The sequence below is a fragment of the Pseudaestuariivita rosea genome (assembly GCF_017592335.1).
GTDB lineage: Bacteria > Pseudomonadota > Alphaproteobacteria > Rhodobacterales > Rhodobacteraceae > Parasulfitobacter > Parasulfitobacter rosea.
The window spans coordinates 18,176-34,595 of record NZ_JACNMP010000031.1 but is presented as its reverse complement, the minus strand read 5'-3'; the positions used below and the strand labels follow the sequence as shown (position 1 = coordinate 34,595).

Genomic DNA, 16,420 nt, shown 5'->3' with positions numbered 1-16,420 from the left:
CGAGACGCCGCCGAACGCACGATAGAGGCAACATGGCGCAGGATCGGTAAGCTGCTCGACCGCTTCACCCCGCAGGAATGTGCGAATTACCTTGTCAACTCAGGATACGCTTCAACCTGATCTCATCTTGCTCTAGCCCCACCGACATCTGTTTCACCGCCAGTAAAGCCTGCGTGGCCGACGCAGGTGCAAACCGCATCCAGCCGAAGAGGCCAAGGCCTATCAGCAGGACAGCACAAATCGTGTAGATCAGCAGTTTTTTCATTCGGCTTCGATCCCCTTGGGGTCTGGCTAAACGCCCAGTGTTTCAGTCGACGAAAAGAACATCGCCTGACTGACGGCGGACCGGATCTGGTCTTGACGATAGGGTTTGGCGATCAGAAACGTGGGTTCGGGGCGTTCGCCGGTCAACAGGCGTTCGGGGAAAGCCGTTATGAAAATGGCAGGAATATCGCCGTAGTGCGCCAGCAGATCGTTGACCGCATCAATGCCCGACGAATTATCCGCAAGTTGAATATCGGCCAGGATCAGATCGGGCTTGTCGGATTTGCCAAGCGACAGGGCTTCTTCATAGGTCTGGGCAACCCCCGTGACACGATGCCCCATGTCAGCCACAAGCGCCTCAAGATCCATCGCGATGATCGCTTCGTCTTCGATGATCAGAACATTGCCCGCTATGGCATCTTCCATATCGCTGCGTGCCGTGGTGATCAGTTTGTCGACCTCGTCGGTGTCAATCTGCATGATGGCAGCGATTTCAACGGAATTGAACTCTTCGACCGTATGCAGCAGCAATGCCTCGCGCGTGTTTTCGTTCAATTTTGCAAGGTGTTTCTGAGCTGTCGCCTTTAGCCCTGATTCTTCCGTGGACACCGGTGCGCCAACACTTTTCCAGATCTGGTGAAAGGCAGAAAACAGCGCAACCTTCGCAGACAGTGACAGATCAAGACCCTGTGGATCTTCTAAAATGGCCTCTAGCGTCATGGCGGCATAGGCATCGCCCGAGCTTTGACTGCCGGTCAGGGCCCGCGCATATCTGCGCAGATAAGGCAGGTGATCCACCAGAACATCCATGTCATTTATGTCACGGTCAGAAGTCGCCATGCCGCAGCCCCTTTATTTCTGTAGCCTCACGCCCACATTAACCAAATCGCATCTTTGTTCGGAGTATGAGTGATTGACGTCGGGATCAAGGGTAATGCTGCGCATGACGGAAGAGAAGCGAATAAAACAGTCAGAAGATATTGATGAAAATCTCAAACGCGCATTTTGTAGCGCGTTGGACACTGATATGCCTGAACGCTTCAAATACCTGCTTGATCGATTGAAAAAATGCGAATTGCACTCTAATCCAGTTCACGACAAGGATGACACATAGCGGTGTATGCCAGGATTTTGGCTAAGCAACACCGTCACAGGCGGGTTCAAGAAGCCGTGATCAAGCGTAGACACAGAAACTGGCCCTGGCATCAAAGCCTTGGGATCAGGCTTATGTTGCTGCTGTCAATCGCGTTGCTGCCCCTGGGTCTGATTTCGATTTCGCAAACCCAAAACCTGTCGAAAGAGGTCAAGGAACGCGCCGAATTGTCCCTGCTGGCACTGACACAACGGTCAGCATCCGACGAACGCCAGACCATTGAACGCGCCTTTGGATCGGCCCAGGCGATCGGTCAGTCGATCCGATCCAAGCGCGATGACCCCGCAGCCTGCAGCACTTATATGCACGATTATCTGACCCAAAGTCCGGGCTATTCTTTCGTGGGCTTTCTGCCCCCCGACGGCATGATGGTGTGTTCGTCGACCAAGCGCCCTTATAATTTTTCCAACGACGATAACTTCGACATGCGCATGCAGACCCCTGTGCCCTTTGTCGACGCAAATCTGACTGCTCCGCTTAGCCAGACGTCGGTTTTGATCATCGGCTGGCCGGTCTATGAACGCAGCATTTTCCAGGGCTACATCAGTATTTCGATCCCGCATGAACAAATCATCCACAACGACGAAGCAATCGATGCACGCGAACCGATTGATCTGATCACGATCAACGATCAGGGTAAAATCCTGACATCAGAACTGGGATTGCAGGACGCCAGCCTCCGCCTGCCCGCTGACCGGCAGATCGCAACACTGCTGCGCAACAGGTCCTTTGCGTTTTCGGGTCAGGATCGCAGTGGGGAAGATCGCATTTTCGCCGTTGTGCCGATCGTGCCAGACACCGTCTATGCGCTGGCCACTTGGAATGACGAAGCGGCTGTGGCGATGCGGTGGGGCATCAACATGCCAGCGGCAACCTTTCCGCTGCTGATGTGGCTGGTCACTCTTTCAGTGGCTTTTTTCGCGATAAACCGGCTGGTGATCCGCCATGTCCGCAGGCTGGGTCGTCAGATGCGCCGCTTTGCCCTGGACCGGCATTTGCGAACCAATCCCGAAAAACGCACCATGGTGCGCGAACTGCAGGATATGGAGGACGACTTCCTGCATATGGCCGAGGCCCTGATCGAGGATGAAGCCCGGCTGGAAAAGACCGTGCAGGAAAAGAACATCCTGCTGAAAGAGGTCCACCACCGGGTCAAGAATAATCTGCAGCTGATTTCGTCGATCATGAACCTGCAAATGCGCCGCACCCAGGACCCCAGAACGCATGCCGCCATGGGGCGACTACAGGACCGCATCCTTAGTCTGGCGACTGTGCACCGCAATCTTTATCAGACCGAAAACCTGAACAATATCAACGCCGGTGAACTGATCCGGCAGATCTTCAACCAGCTTGTGTCGGGCACATTGCAAAGCGGGCAGAAGGTTGATCAAAGCCTGTCACTGGAAGATATCACAATGGTTCCCGAACAGGCGATCCCGCTGACTTTGGCCGTGTCAGAGATGGTCACCAATGCCATCAAATACCTTGGCACCCCACCCGACGCGGTGCCCTACATCCGCGTCATTTTTGAAACGACAGACGATGACATGGCCCGACTTGAGGTCTATAATTCCACCGCCCCCACGTCTGAGGATAACAGCCTTGAAACCGGCCTCGGATCACAACTGATCAAAGCCTTCGCCCGGCAGCTTGGCGGTACCCTGCATACATCGCACGAAGGCCAAAGCTATATCGTCCGGATCGATTTTTCGGTCATAAAAACTGCGCACGAAGTCGCTGATTACTAAAGCGCCGCCGTAAACTTTAATGCGAATGATGGTGACCCATTGTGCGGCCGTGACCATAGGCGCCGCCTTCGGGGATGAAGGGTTCGGAAACGGGCGTGATCGTCGCACCCAATTTTTCCAGCATGTCACGCAGAACGTGGTCGGATTTGATCAATAACCTGTCCTGTTCGATCTGGCAGGGCGTGTGGCGATTGCCGATGTGCCAGGCCAGCCGCGGCAGATCGCCGGTGATCTGCAGCAGGTCTTCGGTGGCGGCACGCACCTCGACAAACTGACCGGTTTCCAGCTCAAACGCGTCGCCTGCATCCAGCGAAATGGTCTCTGGCAGATCGACCAGCAGGCTATCCCCCTGATCCAGCGTCAGCCGCTTGCGCCGCAGCATGCGGTCGTCATAGCCAAGGGTCACGCTGCCAACGGCATCGGCCCAATCACTCTGGCGTCTTACGGATATGGCTTTGTGTGTCATGCAGGCTCTATTTTAGTTACCGCGCCGCCGTCAGGCTAAGCAGTCGATAGGTATAGCGTTCCTGATCGTCGTACTGTTCAAACCGAAGAAAGCTGGTGCCAAGTTCAGGAAGATAGTCAACAATCTCGATCGAGCTTTCGACGTCAGACATATAGCGCATCGTGATCGGAATGGACTGATACGAACAGTCACCCACCTGAAGCGTTTCCGCAGGTCCGAACGAATAGTTATGCGTTTCGCTGACCGGCACATCGCCCGGATAGGATGACGTTGCGACGACCTCGAATGTTTCCTGATCGGTGGGCAGGGGCAGATCCTGAACCGCGGTGTCAAAATTCACCAAGAACCGGCTGCTTGGATCGGGATTGCCGTTGATGACATCGATGACCTCGATCAGATAGATACCCTTGGCCAACATCGTGCGCCATGTGCCATCGCCCTCGGTTATGACGGCGATCATCTGATCATCATGACGTACATGGGTTTCAACGGCACCATCATCAAAACGGGCGATGATGCCTTTGTCATTCACCATGTCACCCGTCACGCATTCCGCAGCCAGCCCCAGCGGGCACAGACATGCCGCTGCGCAGATAACAAATCGTCTCATGAAATCGCCCTTTTACCTTTCAGCACCGCAAGGGCGCTTCAAACCAACGTCCTAAGCTGCGCTGAAAATGGCAAGAGCAAATCTTGACCAGAGGTCAGGAAACACAACCGCCGTTGCATTTCCGCAGACCACCCGGTGCTTACAGATAGATGTGATCCCGGAAAACATAACGCGGAATATCGTCGCGCGTCAGGCCCAGTTTGGCCAGGTCCTGATCTGACTTGGCATTCAATGCGTCGATTTGGTCCACGCGCCCTTCGCAATTCAGCGACCGTTCACGCAGCGCGATCAGACCAGTCCAGAGGTTTTTCAGAAAAGATGACCGCGGGCGGTCGAATGTGTCGGTGATAAAGGCCATGATAGTGCTCCAATCGTTACGCGCCTTTGTCCTCCCTCATGGATGAAAATAGGTCAGCAATAATGACTTTTGTAGTGCTAATTGCGAAGCCCCGCCTTGCACTCAGCGCATAAAACGGTTGAAGGCGGCGGGCATGTTTGTCACGACTGGACGTCAATGTACCCATATGATTGCGATTTTTGATGCCGGATCATCTGCTAAAAGCTTATAGCCTGTCACCGAATGGCCCCCTAAATATTGACGGGGATCAGGCCTTGGCTAAAGCCCCGTTTTGGCTGCACCTGAAGGCCGATGCGCCCGATACCCGTGACTGGATGATGACGCATCTGCCCTTTGTAAGCCCCTACGCGACCGAGGCCCTATTGGCCGCTGAAACACGTCCGCGGGCCAAAGTGACCGATGATGCGCTGCTGGTGATCCTGCGCGGGGTGAACACAAACCAGGGCCAGGATCCCGATGATATGGTATCCGTCCGCCTTTGGATCAGTGCGCAGGGCGTTGTATCCTTGGCGCTTCGGCGGCTGTCGTCGATTGAAGAACTGTCCCAGGCCGTCGAAAAGGGGCGCGGACCCGATACGCCGGGGGCCTTCCTGCACGCCTTGATCGAAAAGATCGGCCACTACATTGAACGGTTCCTGCGCGATCTGGATGATGAAACCGATGCCATTGAAAACGCGATACTGGACAAACCCGACAGCGTGCTGCGCCTGCGCATCGCCGAGGCCCGCAGGCAGGTCGTCACCTTTCGCCGCTACATCGCACCGCAACGGGATGCCGTGTCGGATATCTTACGCGCGGGCCTGCCGTTTATAAGTGAAGCCGATCGACGGTCGCTGAGTGAATCAAACGACCGCCTGATCCGCACGATCGAGGATCTGGACGCTATCCGCGAACGCCTGCAGGTCGTCAAGGATGAGCTGGCCAATGTGCTGGCCGACCGGCTGAACCGCAATCTTTATCTGTTGTCCATCATCTCGGCGATCTTCCTGCCCCTTGGGTTTCTGACGGGCCTGATGGGGATCAACCTGGGCGGCATGCCCGGCGCCTCAGCGGCCAGCGCGTTCTGGATATTCACCGGCGCATTGATCGTGCTGGCTGTCATCCAGGTGATCATCTTCCGCTGGCGCAGGTGGTTTTAGATATCCTATTAAAAGTCCGAAATGCCTGGCTCAACCACTCCCGCCCGGTGGGCACCACCGGGCAGCGCCCGACCGCCCCCCAGTCACGCCGCAGGCGTGCTTTCAGCACGACGGCGGGCGCTTCTCGCCCACCCGCGGACGGTCTCTGCCCTACGCATTTCATTTCAATCTTTTTAGGTTCTCAAGGTTATATTTATAAAGTCTATTTTTATCTGAAATAATTAATGATTTCTGTACCTTAACGCAAACTGTCACTCAGTCAATATAGTCTGACGTCAATCTTACCTTCCAAAAACCTCAATCTCGGGCAAGCCTGTCAGCGGCGCTTCGATCACGCGCATGGCGGGAAGCGAAATCTGGCTGCCTGCAGTGTTGGGGGCGTCCAGGGGACGCAGTTCGACAACCACAGTTTTGCCATTCGCCGGATAGGCGATGCGACCGGGGCGAACATCCTCAACCAGTGGGGTTTTCAGCCAGAAGCCCGGATCGGTGGGGTCACCCAGACTGGCGATTGTGCGCCCCAGCGCCACCTCGGCCTGAGCGGTTTGGGCGGCGGTGATGACCGTGGCCCGATCCGCCGCAGTGGTGGTGTCGAACTGATCCACCGTGCGGGCCGTCTGAACCGGGGGCCGGGCAACGGGCACCTCGGCCACGGTTGTCTGCACGGGCGTTGACTGCGGGGGCGCAACGGGCATCAGCTCGGCACAGCCACCCATCAGAAAAACTGCAAGAATTGGCCAGCGACAGGTCATGACCGTTACATATGCCGCCAACGCTCACATGACCAGCCACCACAGCGCAAAGCCCCTTCCACATTGCGCGGCCTTGGCTTATGACGTCACCGACCAAGAAACAGGGACACCCCATGACCGACCCGGCGATTACGCCCGAATTGATCGAGGCCCACGGCCTTAAACCCGACGAATATCAGCGCATTCTGGATATCATTGGCCGCGAGCCGACCTTTACCGAGCTTGGGATATTCTCGGCCATGTGGAACGAACATTGTTCTTACAAGTCCTCAAAAAAATGGCTGCGGACGCTGCCGACCGAGGGGCCTCAGGTCATCTGCGGACCGGGGGAAAATGCGGGCGTTGTCGATATCGGCGACGGTCAGGCGGTGGTGTTCAAGATGGAAAGCCACAACCACCCCAGTTATATCGAACCTTATCAAGGGGCTGCGACTGGTGTCGGTGGCATTCTGCGCGACGTATTCACCATGGGCGCGCGACCCATTGCGGCGATGAATGCGCTGTCTTTCGGAGACCCCGCACATCCCAAAACCCGCCAGTTGGTCAATGGCGTGGTCGAGGGCATCGGCGGCTATGGCAACTGTTTCGGCGTGCCGACTGTGGGGGGCGAGGTGCGCTTTCACCCCGCATACAACGGCAACTGTCTGGTCAACGCCTTTGCCGCCGGTCTGGCCGATGCGGATAAGATCTTCTATTCGGCCGCTTCAGGCGTTGGGATGCCCGTCGTCTATCTGGGCGCCAAAACAGGCCGCGACGGTGTGGGTGGCGCGACGATGGCCAGCGCAGAATTTGACGAAAGCATCGAAGAAAAACGCCCCACGGTTCAGGTAGGCGACCCCTTCACCGAAAAGCGCCTGATGGAGGCCACGCTTGAGCTGATGGCCACCGGCGCTGTGATTTCGATCCAGGATATGGGCGCGGCGGGGCTGACATGCTCGGCCGTTGAGATGGGCGACAAGGGCGGTCTGGGCGTGCGGCTGGATCTGGAAAAGGTCCCAGTGCGCGAAGAAAACATGACGGCCTATGAGATGATGTTGTCGGAATCCCAGGAACGCATGCTGATGGTCCTGAAGCCTGAACTTGAAGCCGAGGCCAAAGCCGTCTTCGACAAATGGGATCTGGATTTTGCAATCGTCGGCGAAACCATTGCCGAGGACCGCTTTGTCATCATGCTGGATGGCGCGGTGAAAGCCGATCTGCCGCTGTCGAAACTGTCGTCCGAGGCACCCGAGTATGACCGGCCGTGGGACCCTTTGCCTGCACCTGACCCCTTGGCCGATGTACCCCAGATCGACCCCATTGACGGCCTGAAGGCGCTGCTGGCCAGTCCGAATTATGCTGCCAAACAGTGGGTTTACGAACAATATGACACGATGGTGATGGCCGATACCGTCCGCACGCCGGGCCTTGGGGCCGGGATCATCCGCGTGCATGGCACGGATAAATCGCTGGCTTTCAGCAGCGATGTGACCCCCCGCTATGTCAAGGCGAACCCGGTTGAGGGCGGCAAACAGGCGGTGGCCGAGGCCTATCGCAACTTGATCGCCGTGGGCGCCCGCCCGCTGGCCACGACCGATAATCTGAACTTCGGCAACCCCGAAAAGCCCGCCATCATGGGGCAATTCGTGCAGGCCATTCAGGGCATCGGTCAGGCGGTTGCGGCGCTGGATATGCCGATCGTTTCGGGCAATGTCAGCCTTTATAACGAAACTGACGGCCAGGCGATCCTGCCCACACCCACGATCTGTGCGGTCGGGCTGATCGACACGCCCGACCAGATGATCAATGACGCGCCGCGCGACAGGCATGTCGCGCTACTGGTCGGCGAAACGCAGGGGCATCTGGGGCAATCGGCTTTACTGGCCGAGGTCTTTAACCGTGAAGAAGGCGATGCGCCCCCCGTCGATCTGGCCGCGGAAAAACGCAACGGTGATTTCATCCGCGCCAATGTCGAAATGATCAAAGCCTGTACCGACCTGTCTGACGGCGGCCTGGCGCTGGCCGCCTTTGAGATGGCCGAGGCGGGCGGCGTCGGCGTTCACCTGACGACTGACGACACCGCGACCCTGTTTGGCGAAGACCAGGCCCGCTATCTGATCGCCTGCAACTTTGATCAGGCCGAAGCCCTGATGATCGCCGCAAGCCAGGCCGGTGTTCCGATCGAAACTGTTGGCCGCTTCACCGGTGACAGCGTTCGTTTCGGCACCGCCGAGGCCCCCCTGGACGAGCTATCAACACTCTATCACGCAACGTTTCGCGACATCTTCGCATGATCCGTCCTGCGGCCACAGCTGATATCGAATTCATATCGGCGCTTCAGAACCGGCCGGATTACCTGTCTATGATTGCCGCCGATCATCCTGACCAGTTGCGGTCCTATCGGACTGACCCTTCCAAACATCTTTTGATTTTTCAAATCGATGACACGCCCGCAGGATTTCTGCTGTTATCCATCGGTGGCAGTCAGGGTGTGGTTGAGTTGCGCCGATGTGCCTTGGTCAAGCCCGGTCACGGTCTGGGCACGCTTATGCTGTCCGAGTTAAAACACCATGTTTTCAGGACCCTCGAAGCACATAGATTGTGGTTTGATGTGGCCGCCGACAACACTCGGGCCCGCCGCGCCTACGAAAAGGCGGGCTTTGTCTGCGAAGGCGCATTGCGACACCACTGGAAACGCCGCAGCGGTGACTACGCGGATCTGGCACTTTATGGTATGCTGCGCGATGAATATGACGCGTAAGAAGCTGCAGGATCAGGGGACCGGGCAAGTACCCGCCCTTCGCTTTCGCCCGCATCATTTCCTTTGTTCGCTCGGGTTTGAGGGCAAGGGCTATTCCGACGCGTTCACCGCCAACATGACGGCAATCGTCATGGGGCAACTTCGGGCGTCAGGCGGGGCCGACACAGTGATCGAGGTCGTGGGCCAGACCGACGACATCTGTCAGCCCTGCCCGAAACGCCGGGGCAGCAAATGTACGTCGCAAGCCCGAATTGAGGCCTTGGATCGCCGTCACGCCAAGGCGCTGAATCTGCAGACCGGGGATCGCCTGACCTGGGGCCAGGCCAGCGCCCGTATCCGCGAGCATGTGAAGCCCGATGATCTGCAAACGATCTGCGCAGGATGCCAATGGCTGGACCTTGGCCTCTGCCAGGCCGCCGTGAAAAGGCTGCATCGGCAAGACTGAACCCTTTTGCAACCCCTACCCCGTAGGCGTGTCAGACGTATCAGTCTCAACCCGGTTGTCGCTTCCAAAACCTTCGCCACGCACACCCGATATACGCAACCCATAGGTCTTAAAATTTGAAATATAATATGAATCGACGTCAACAAACTGCCGGACAGCGTTCATATGATCCAAAACCAGGCGCATCGTTTCTGCATTTTTGAAGTAAACACAATGGGTGCCCGTAATGGTATATTCGGCCGTCATGGGTTTCAGCAATACGGGCCCCAAGCCCTTGATCGGTTGCAGTTTTCTCTTTTTCTTCCTGAAAATGGGCTTGCCGAAAAAGGAAAACCCGCTCTTAGTTTCTGACGACAGTTCAGGTTTTTTAAACCGTGTACTGACCATCAATATCTGCCAATCCGGCGTTGACGACATATCGATATGTCGTTTCCAATAACGGGACGGCAAAGCGCAATCGTCTTCCAAAAGCAGAAAAGGCCCGTCTTTGACAGTCGTCAACCCAAACTCAAGGGCTTTCATATGGGACTGGAAAATCGCCGCGATCGCGATCGGCGCGGTGTCAGTGTCTTCGCGAAAAACACTGTACCCTTCCTCAACCTGCTGCAGCTTGACCGCATCAATCCTGGACACCGGCCAAGGACAGCCAGCAAGCTGTTTTTCCATGAACGCGCGGCGATCTGTTCTATGCTCTAGATTAATATAGGCCACCTGGTCAGGCTGCATTTTATGATCCCTTAGACATATTTGAGAGGTCAAATTCGTCTCTACAATTCCAGTCGTGTAATGAAAAGACCAACCCTTTCCTGCGGTGTCTCAGCGCGGTTTTCTATCATCGTTTACTGTGCAATTCTTATGGCTGTTGGAAGCAGACGGATTAACCGATGTTTGATAAACCTCAACCGGCCTGGGTGGAAAGCGTTGTTCCATTTCTTGAAAACAACTTACCCCTAGCCCAACCGGGATCGGGTGTGGCCACAAATTTTCCATATACTGTTAATTTGGACTTATCTTAGTGAGCAAAAAGCGGCAAATAAATACAACATATATTAGAAAAGTATTGTTAATACCCTTATGTAGTAGACGCACAATCTTAAACAGCTATAAAGCGACAAAAGAGTGGAAAATGCGGACGATAACGATATGACACAAGAACAACTAGAAGATCTTCAATATCTTATTGAACAATCCAAAACAGTAGAAATGACCGAAGATGAGATTAGCAAACAACGCCGCAGTTTTGCTTACGGTAACTCTGTTTTTGAAAACTCAAAAATCACCAAAGAAATGGTTGATGAAGAGGCATGTAGACTAGGCATGTAGTAATGGCTGAGGATCCTCAAATCAGGCACAGTCAAGCCGAAGATGCAAAACTAATTCAAAATAGTTTAGAACGTGCACAGCGTGAAGCATCAAATGCAATAAAACAAGCTGAAAGGGTTAGACAGTACATACTTGAAGTTGTAGATGGCCGCCAATTCAAATTGCGGCCTTCTAAACTATTAGATTTAAATAGATGCGCGATTGAAGGACTCGACCCCTATGCTGGTGTATGGAGACCTGCAGGCATTGCAATTGGAGAGAGCAAACATACTCCACCTGATGGTCACCTTGTACCTGAGTTAATAGAAGAATTATGCGATTACGTTAATGATAACTGGGAAGAGAAAAGTGCTGTTCACCTAGCCTCAATTACGATGTGGAGGCTAAATTGGATACACCCTTTCACTGACGGAAATGGTAGGACATCACGTGCGGCTTCCTATCTTGTACTTTGTGCAAAAGAAAAAACCCTATTTCGCGGCATCAATACAATTCCTGAGCAAATATTAGAGAAGCGAAACTCTTATTATGAGGCCTTGGAGAAGGCTGATGCTACATTTGAAAATGAAGGAAAATTTACAGATAATGTTGTTATAGAAATGGAACAATTGATTTCAGCAATGTTGGCAAAACAGCTTCGGAGCGCTTTCGAAAATGCAACTTCTTCCTGATGTAACTACTAAATTATAATGATATTGAAACGTTTATGAAAATATCAGCCTGATCATCGATACTTGCCAGGTAAGATACATAATAAATCAAAACACATGGACAAGTTACCGCAGCCCTATTGGCCCTGCCCCTGTTTGATCCTATAACCATATCATGATCACAGAACTTGGACATTTCGCGCTGATCCTGGCGTTTGCGGTGGCGGTCGTGCAGATGGTGGTGCCGCTGGCCGGTGCGATGACCAAGCGGGCCGACTGGATGGCGGTGGCCGAACCCGCAGCGACGGCTCAGTTTTTGTTGACAGCGTTTTCCTTTGCCGCGCTGACTTACGCCTTTGTGGTCTCGGACTTTTCGCTGCAACTTGTCACGCTGAATTCGCACACCGACAAGCCGATGATCTATAAGATTACCGGTGTCTGGGGCAATCATGAAGGGTCGATGCTGCTATGGGTGCTGATCCTGACGCTGTTCGGCGCAATGGCGGCCTGGTTTGGCGGTAATCTGCCGCCTACCCTGCGGGCGCGTGTTCTGGCGGTGCAAAGCTCAATCGCAGTTGCGTTTTTTGCCTTTATCATCTTCACCTCGAACCCGTTCTGGCGGCTGGCGATTCCTCCCTTTAACGGGCAGGATCTGAATCCGCTGTTGCAAGACCCTGGCCTGGCCTTCCATCCGCCCTTTCTGTACCTGGGCTACGTCGGCCTTTCGATGAGCTTTTCTTTCGCCGTTGCCGCCCTGATGGAGGGGCGCGTTGACGCCGCTTGGGGCCGGTGGGTGCGCCCCTGGACGCTGACCGCGTGGCTTTTCCTGACCATCGGTATCGCACTTGGGTCCTGGTGGGCTTATTATGAACTGGGCTGGGGTGGTTTTTGGTTCTGGGATCCGGTCGAAAACGCCAGCTTCATGCCCTGGCTGATCGCAGCCGCCCTGTTGCATTCCGCAATTGTCGTCGAAAAGCGCGAGGCGCTGAAAAGCTGGACGATCCTTTTGGCAATCCTGGCCTTTGGTTTTTCGCTGATCGGTGCGTTTATCGTGCGATCTGGGGTTCTGACATCGGTACATGCCTTTGCTAATGATCCCGAACGCGGGGTATATCTGCTGATCATCACAGGCGTTTTCACAGGCGGCGCGCTGGTGCTGTTTGCCATTCGCGCCTCGGCCATGGAAGCCAAGGGCGTTTTCGGATCGGTCAGCCGGGAAACCGGGCTGATCGTGAACAATATCCTGCTGGCGGTCAGCTGTTTTGTGGTCTTCGTGGGTACGATGTGGCCGCTGTTGGCCGATATCCTGTGGGAACGCAAACTGAGCGTCGGCCCCCCCTTCTTCAACCAGGCCTTCACCCCCTTCATGGTGCTGCTGGCCCTGGCCTTGCCCATTGGGTCCCTGCTGCCATGGAAACGCGGGCGGCTGGAGCGGGTCATCCCGCTGTTGGTCCCGGCCCTGATCCTTAGTATCGCGCTGGCAGCGCTGGCTTTTGCGATCCAGACCGGACGGTCAGCCCTTGGCCCCATCGGCGTGGCCCTGGGCATTTGGCTGATTGCAGGCACAGTGACCGAGCTGTGGCAGCGCGCTGGCAAAGGTGGCGTGCGGTTGCAGCGCCTGCGCGGATTGCCGCGGGCAGATTGGGGCAAAGCCGTCGCGCATTCGGGCCTTGGCATCACGATGTTCGGTGTCGCGGCCCTGATGGCTTGGGAACTTGAGGACATCCGCATCGCCCAGATCGGGGATCGTTTCTCGGTCGGCATTCATGATATCGAGCTGCGCGATGTGCGCCGCGAACGCGGCCCCAATTATGTAACAACCAAGGCCGAAATGGGCGTTTTCCGGAACGGCCGAGAGGTCGCGGTGCTTTACCCCGAAAAACGGTTCTATCCCGTCGCGAACATGCCCACGACCGAGGCCGCGATCAAAAACGGCATCCTGCGTGACGTTTATCTGGTGATCGGCGACCCGCAGCAAAACGGTGGCTGGGCTGTGCGCACCTATATCAAGCCCTTTGCAAACTGGATTTGGGCCGGATCGATCATCATGGCCCTGGGCGGGGCACTGTCGCTTAGCGACCGCCGCCACCGTGTCGCCGCAGGTGCACGCAGGATTGCCGCCCCTGACAACGCGGTGCCTGCGGAATGATCGCGCGCCTTCTGATCTGTCTGTGCCTGATCGCCACGCCTGCTGTGGCGGTTCAACCGGATGAAATTCTGGACGACCCCCAGCTAGAGGAACGCGCCCGCGTGATATCCGAAGAGCTGCGCTGCCTGGTTTGCCGCAACGAAAACATCGACGAATCCAACGCTGATCTGGCCCGCGACCTGCGCATTCTGGTGCGCGAACGGCTGGTTGAGGGCGACACAAACGAACAGGTGCTGGATTTCGTGGTCGACCGCTACGGCGAATATGTCCTGCTGCGCCCGACGCTGACCGGCTCAAACCTGCTGCTGTGGATCGCAGGGCCACTGATGCTGCTGATGGCCATCGCCACAGCTATCTTCTACACCCGCAGCCGCGCTACGGCCCCTGAAACCGATGCCCTGTCAGAAGACGAAAAACGCCGCCTGGACGAACTGCTGAAAGACTAGAGCTTCGTCAAGAAAATCAGAACCACTTGGCTCAACCACTCCCGTCCGGTGGGAACCACCGGGCAGCGCCCGACCTCCCCCACGGGAGGGCGCTTCTCGCCCACCCGAGGTCGGTCGCCGCCCTATGGATCGTAGCGTCTATGCTTTAGATTTTCTGGCCGATGCCCAAGGTTTCTGATCTACGGGCTAAAGCGGCACAAAGATATGCCGTAGCACCTCAGGCCGTCCCGCGCGTTCGGCACTGATACGCGAGGCATGGTTCAGACCATCAATCGTGCCGATCATCAGCCGATCTTTGGGCTGCATCGCCGCCAAAGCCCGCTGCGCAGATGCCGCAAACCCACGGCCAGCGTGTTCGGGCATCACGACCTCTTCCCCCACCTCGTCGCCCACAATCCAGTCAATCGCCCCATCCTGCACGGCGATCAGCCCAATCGGTTTGTCAGCAAGATCCGCCGCGTGAACGGCATAAAGCGTGCCGTCGTTGAACCAATCCCGCACATCTTCCTCATCCGCAGGTTCGACGTTGCGCGCCAACGCAGGATTGCTCTGCGCCAAATACCGATACCGCGCCGCGATCATATCAATCGCATCTTCTGCAGCTTCAAACGGCTTTAACTGCACCCGACCATCGGCTGGCTGCATCGCCCCATAGCGGGCCGCATGCACCGTCACATCGACCAACGCCCGCTTATGCGGCATCTCGCCTGGCCCCACAACAAGTGCCATCAGGTCAGGACGAAACATCGACCATTCTGCCGCAACAACGCGCGCCAAGGCCGCCAGATCATCGAAAGAATGCGCAATGACACGCACGAAGGGGCGCGAAATATCCTGCCCATAGAACCGTATGCCACCCAACATGGCCCCGTGCGCGGTCTTGACAAAGCGGTGATTGTAGTCGGCGGAGACGACGCCCTCCAGGTCGATATGATCCGAAAAAAGTCGCGCAAACCCCGGATCGTCGACACGGCTGACTTGTTCAGCATACCAGTCATCCAACAAAGATGCTTTGTCGCCGAATAACTGCCTCTGCACCGCGCGATGCGGCGCAAGTGATGGCCAGTCGCCCATCGAATAGCTGTGTAAGGATGTCATGCGCCTCGTCACCAAATCTGCATTATGCCTTTTCGGCACAGCCCCGCGCTTTGTTTAAGATGCAGATTGAAACACGCCATATTCGCGATAGGGTGTCGTGAAGCAGAACGGATCGCAGGACCCATGGACTATCAGACACTTACACTACAACAGGTGCAGAATTATTCGGTTCTGACCCTGAACCGCCCCGATGTAATGAATGCACTGAATGCGCAGATGCGGGCCGAGATCACCCATGCGGTCGGCGCGGCCCAGGGAACATCGCGCGCTTTGGTGATCACTGGTGCGGGGCGTGCATTCTGTTCGGGTCAGGATCTGGGCGGCGAAGGCAGCGCGGCGGATCTGGATCTGGAACGCACGTTGCGCGATGAATATGTGCCGATGCTGCACGCGATCTTTAATTGCCGCATTCCGACAATCGCGGCGGTCAATGGTCCGGCGGCGGGTGCGGGTGCCAATCTGGCACTGGCCGCCGACGTCGTGATCGCAACGGAAAGCGCCTATTTCATGCAGGCCTTCACCCGGATCGGGCTGATGCCGGACGCAGGCGGCACCTACTGGCTGCCGCGTCAGATGGGCTTTGCAAAGGCGATGGGAGCCGCGCTTTTCGGCGAAAAGATCAGCGCGCAACAGGCCAGTGACTGGGGTATGATCTGGGAGGCAGTGCCCGACCCCGACTTTGACCAACGCTGGCGCGCGCGGGTCGAACATCTGGCCAACGGCCCCACCGTCGCCTATCGCCAAATCAAAAAGGCCCTGCGCGGCACGTTTGATCAGACACTGGAAGAACAACTGCTGACCGAAGCGCATCTGCAAGGCAAATGCGGCAAGACCCGCGATTTCAAAGAGGGCGTGCTGGCCTTCGTCGAAAAGCGCCCACCCAGCTATGAGGGCCGCTGAAAACATATTCTTGCATTGCTGACGCAATGCTGCCTCCGGCGGGAGTGTGAGAGCCGAAACAGAAACCGTCTGGGGGACGGTTTCAGGCTCGAACGGGCGAAGCCCTGACCAAGAAGAAGAGGCAAAACGAAAAGGACCTTCTTCTTGGGTCAAATACTCCGGGGGTGAGCGCAGAATGC

At 56.1% G+C, this 16,420-nt stretch carries 19 protein-coding genes; 11 read left to right on the top strand and 8 right to left on the bottom strand.

Annotated features, from left to right (window positions below; all coding sequences use genetic code 11):
- Positions 1-94: 94 nt before the first annotated feature.
- Positions 95-265, bottom strand: a complete 171-nt coding sequence (locus H7848_RS16195; RefSeq protein ID WP_208353538.1) for a hypothetical protein — start codon at positions 263-265, stop codon at positions 95-97.
- Between the two features lie 26 nt (positions 266-291).
- Positions 292-1,104, bottom strand: a complete 813-nt coding sequence (locus tag H7848_RS16190; protein WP_237072803.1) for a response regulator — start codon at positions 1,102-1,104, stop codon at positions 292-294.
- Between the two features lie 94 nt (positions 1,105-1,198).
- Here H7848_RS16190 and H7848_RS16185 point away from each other — a divergent pair, with 94 nt between their 5' ends.
- Both H7848_RS16185 and H7848_RS16180 read left to right on the top strand, forming a co-directional pair.
- Positions 1,199-1,378: a NepR family anti-sigma factor gene (locus H7848_RS16185; protein WP_208353535.1), complete on the top strand. Its 180-nt coding sequence runs from the start codon at positions 1,199-1,201 to the stop codon at positions 1,376-1,378.
- A 113-nt stretch (positions 1,379-1,491) separates the two neighbouring features.
- On the top strand, positions 1,492-3,165 hold the full coding sequence (locus H7848_RS16180) for a sensor histidine kinase (RefSeq protein WP_208353533.1): 1,674 nt from the start codon (positions 1,492-1,494) through the stop codon (positions 3,163-3,165).
- A gap of 16 nt (positions 3,166-3,181) precedes the next feature.
- Here the strand turns inward: H7848_RS16180 and H7848_RS16175 are convergent, their stop codons facing one another.
- From H7848_RS16175 to H7848_RS16165, 3 genes are all read right to left on the bottom strand, one after another.
- On the bottom strand, positions 3,182-3,631 hold the full coding sequence (locus tag H7848_RS16175; RefSeq protein ID WP_208353531.1) for an urease accessory protein UreE: 450 nt from the start codon (positions 3,629-3,631) through the stop codon (positions 3,182-3,184).
- 16 nt (positions 3,632-3,647) lie between these two features.
- Positions 3,648-4,241, bottom strand: a complete 594-nt coding sequence (locus H7848_RS16170) for a hypothetical protein (RefSeq protein ID WP_208353529.1) — start codon at positions 4,239-4,241, stop codon at positions 3,648-3,650.
- 139 nt (positions 4,242-4,380) lie between these two features.
- Complete coding sequence (locus tag H7848_RS16165; protein WP_208353527.1) at positions 4,381-4,599, bottom strand: DUF1127 domain-containing protein; 219 nt, start codon at positions 4,597-4,599, stop codon at positions 4,381-4,383.
- Between the two features lie 254 nt (positions 4,600-4,853).
- Between H7848_RS16165 and H7848_RS16160 the strand changes: the two genes are divergently transcribed.
- Positions 4,854-5,738, top strand: a complete 885-nt coding sequence (locus tag H7848_RS16160) for a zinc transporter ZntB (protein ID WP_208353524.1) — start codon at positions 4,854-4,856, stop codon at positions 5,736-5,738.
- A 281-nt stretch (positions 5,739-6,019) separates the two neighbouring features.
- On the opposite strand, the gene H7848_RS16155 is transcribed toward H7848_RS16160, so the two are convergent.
- Entirely contained in the window at positions 6,020-6,490 is a 471-nt protein-coding gene (locus H7848_RS16155; protein WP_237072802.1) for a hypothetical protein, read from the bottom strand.
- A gap of 113 nt (positions 6,491-6,603) precedes the next feature.
- On the opposite strand from H7848_RS16155, the gene purL reads away from it, so the two are divergent.
- From purL to H7848_RS16140, 3 genes are read left to right on the top strand one after another with little or no spacing between them, the layout of a single operon-like run.
- A complete protein-coding gene (purL, locus tag H7848_RS16150) occupies positions 6,604-8,763 on the top strand; it encodes a phosphoribosylformylglycinamidine synthase subunit PurL (protein WP_208353522.1) in 2,160 nt (719 codons plus the stop codon).
- The gene (locus tag H7848_RS16145) at positions 8,760-9,230 is read left to right on the top strand and encodes a GNAT family N-acetyltransferase (protein ID WP_208353519.1); all 471 of its coding nucleotides are present in this window, start codon (positions 8,760-8,762) and stop codon (positions 9,228-9,230) included. Before purL ends, H7848_RS16145 begins: the two co-directional genes overlap by 4 nt.
- A complete protein-coding gene (locus H7848_RS16140; protein WP_208353516.1) occupies positions 9,220-9,675 on the top strand; it encodes a DUF1284 domain-containing protein in 456 nt (151 codons plus the stop codon). The genes H7848_RS16145 and H7848_RS16140 overlap by 11 nt, the downstream gene beginning before the upstream one ends.
- Positions 9,676-9,690: 15 nt before the next feature.
- On the opposite strand, the gene H7848_RS16135 is transcribed toward H7848_RS16140, so the two are convergent.
- Positions 9,691-10,401: a glycosyltransferase family 25 protein gene (locus H7848_RS16135; protein ID WP_208353513.1), complete on the bottom strand. Its 711-nt coding sequence runs from the start codon at positions 10,399-10,401 to the stop codon at positions 9,691-9,693.
- A gap of 417 nt (positions 10,402-10,818) precedes the next feature.
- Here H7848_RS16135 and H7848_RS16130 point away from each other — a divergent pair, with 417 nt between their 5' ends.
- From H7848_RS16130 to H7848_RS16115, 4 genes are all read left to right on the top strand, one after another.
- Positions 10,819-10,998 carry a hypothetical protein gene (locus H7848_RS16130; protein WP_208353511.1) on the top strand — a complete coding sequence of 60 codons (180 nt, stop codon included), beginning with the start codon at positions 10,819-10,821 and terminating at the stop codon, positions 10,996-10,998.
- Between the two features lie 2 nt (positions 10,999-11,000).
- Positions 11,001-11,669 (top strand): Fic family protein, encoded by a 669-nt coding sequence (locus H7848_RS16125; RefSeq protein WP_208353509.1) that lies wholly within the window; start codon positions 11,001-11,003, stop codon positions 11,667-11,669.
- A 154-nt stretch (positions 11,670-11,823) separates the two neighbouring features.
- On the top strand, positions 11,824-13,797 hold the full coding sequence (locus H7848_RS16120; protein ID WP_208353506.1) for a heme lyase CcmF/NrfE family subunit: 1,974 nt from the start codon (positions 11,824-11,826) through the stop codon (positions 13,795-13,797).
- Positions 13,797-14,243: a cytochrome c-type biogenesis protein gene (locus H7848_RS16115; RefSeq protein WP_419555518.1), complete on the top strand. Its 447-nt coding sequence runs from the start codon at positions 13,797-13,799 to the stop codon at positions 14,241-14,243. The genes H7848_RS16120 and H7848_RS16115 overlap by 1 nt, the downstream gene beginning before the upstream one ends.
- Positions 14,244-14,429: 186 nt before the next feature.
- Here H7848_RS16115 and H7848_RS16110 read toward each other — a convergent pair whose 3' ends face one another.
- On the bottom strand, positions 14,430-15,341 hold the full coding sequence (locus H7848_RS16110; RefSeq protein ID WP_208353502.1) for a hypothetical protein: 912 nt from the start codon (positions 15,339-15,341) through the stop codon (positions 14,430-14,432).
- Between the two features lie 123 nt (positions 15,342-15,464).
- On the opposite strand from H7848_RS16110, the gene H7848_RS16105 reads away from it, so the two are divergent.
- Positions 15,465-16,241, top strand: a complete 777-nt coding sequence (locus tag H7848_RS16105) for an enoyl-CoA hydratase-related protein (protein WP_208353498.1) — start codon at positions 15,465-15,467, stop codon at positions 16,239-16,241.
- Positions 16,242-16,420: the final 179 nt, after the last annotated feature.

Coding starts and splice junctions, on each gene's coding strand:
- H7848_RS16185 (WP_208353535.1), top strand. CDS start 1,199: ATGCTGCGCATGACGGAAGAGAAGCGAATAAAACAGTCAGAAGATATT.
- H7848_RS16165 (WP_208353527.1), bottom strand. CDS start 4,599: ATGGCCTTTATCACCGACACATTCGACCGCCCGCGGTCATCTTTTCTG.
- H7848_RS16140 (WP_208353516.1), top strand. CDS start 9,220: ATGACGCGTAAGAAGCTGCAGGATCAGGGGACCGGGCAAGTACCCGCC.
- H7848_RS16105 (WP_208353498.1), top strand. CDS start 15,465: ATGGACTATCAGACACTTACACTACAACAGGTGCAGAATTATTCGGTT.
- H7848_RS16130 (WP_208353511.1), top strand. CDS start 10,819: ATGACACAAGAACAACTAGAAGATCTTCAATATCTTATTGAACAATCC.
- H7848_RS16125 (WP_208353509.1), top strand. CDS start 11,001: ATGGCTGAGGATCCTCAAATCAGGCACAGTCAAGCCGAAGATGCAAAA.
- H7848_RS16120 (WP_208353506.1), top strand. CDS start 11,824: ATGATCACAGAACTTGGACATTTCGCGCTGATCCTGGCGTTTGCGGTG.
- H7848_RS16175 (WP_208353531.1), bottom strand. CDS start 3,631: ATGACACACAAAGCCATATCCGTAAGACGCCAGAGTGATTGGGCCGAT.
- H7848_RS16190 (WP_237072803.1), bottom strand. CDS start 1,104: ATGGCGACTTCTGACCGTGACATAAATGACATGGATGTTCTGGTGGAT.
- H7848_RS16155 (WP_237072802.1), bottom strand. CDS start 6,490: ATGACCTGTCGCTGGCCAATTCTTGCAGTTTTTCTGATGGGTGGCTGT.
- H7848_RS16170 (WP_208353529.1), bottom strand. CDS start 4,241: ATGAGACGATTTGTTATCTGCGCAGCGGCATGTCTGTGCCCGCTGGGG.
- H7848_RS16135 (WP_208353513.1), bottom strand. CDS start 10,401: ATGCAGCCTGACCAGGTGGCCTATATTAATCTAGAGCATAGAACAGAT.
- H7848_RS16195 (WP_208353538.1), bottom strand. CDS start 265: ATGAAAAAACTGCTGATCTACACGATTTGTGCTGTCCTGCTGATAGGC.
- purL (WP_208353522.1), top strand. CDS start 6,604: ATGACCGACCCGGCGATTACGCCCGAATTGATCGAGGCCCACGGCCTT.
- H7848_RS16145 (WP_208353519.1), top strand. CDS start 8,760: ATGATCCGTCCTGCGGCCACAGCTGATATCGAATTCATATCGGCGCTT.
- H7848_RS16180 (WP_208353533.1), top strand. CDS start 1,492: ATGTTGCTGCTGTCAATCGCGTTGCTGCCCCTGGGTCTGATTTCGATT.
- H7848_RS16110 (WP_208353502.1), bottom strand. CDS start 15,341: ATGACATCCTTACACAGCTATTCGATGGGCGACTGGCCATCACTTGCG.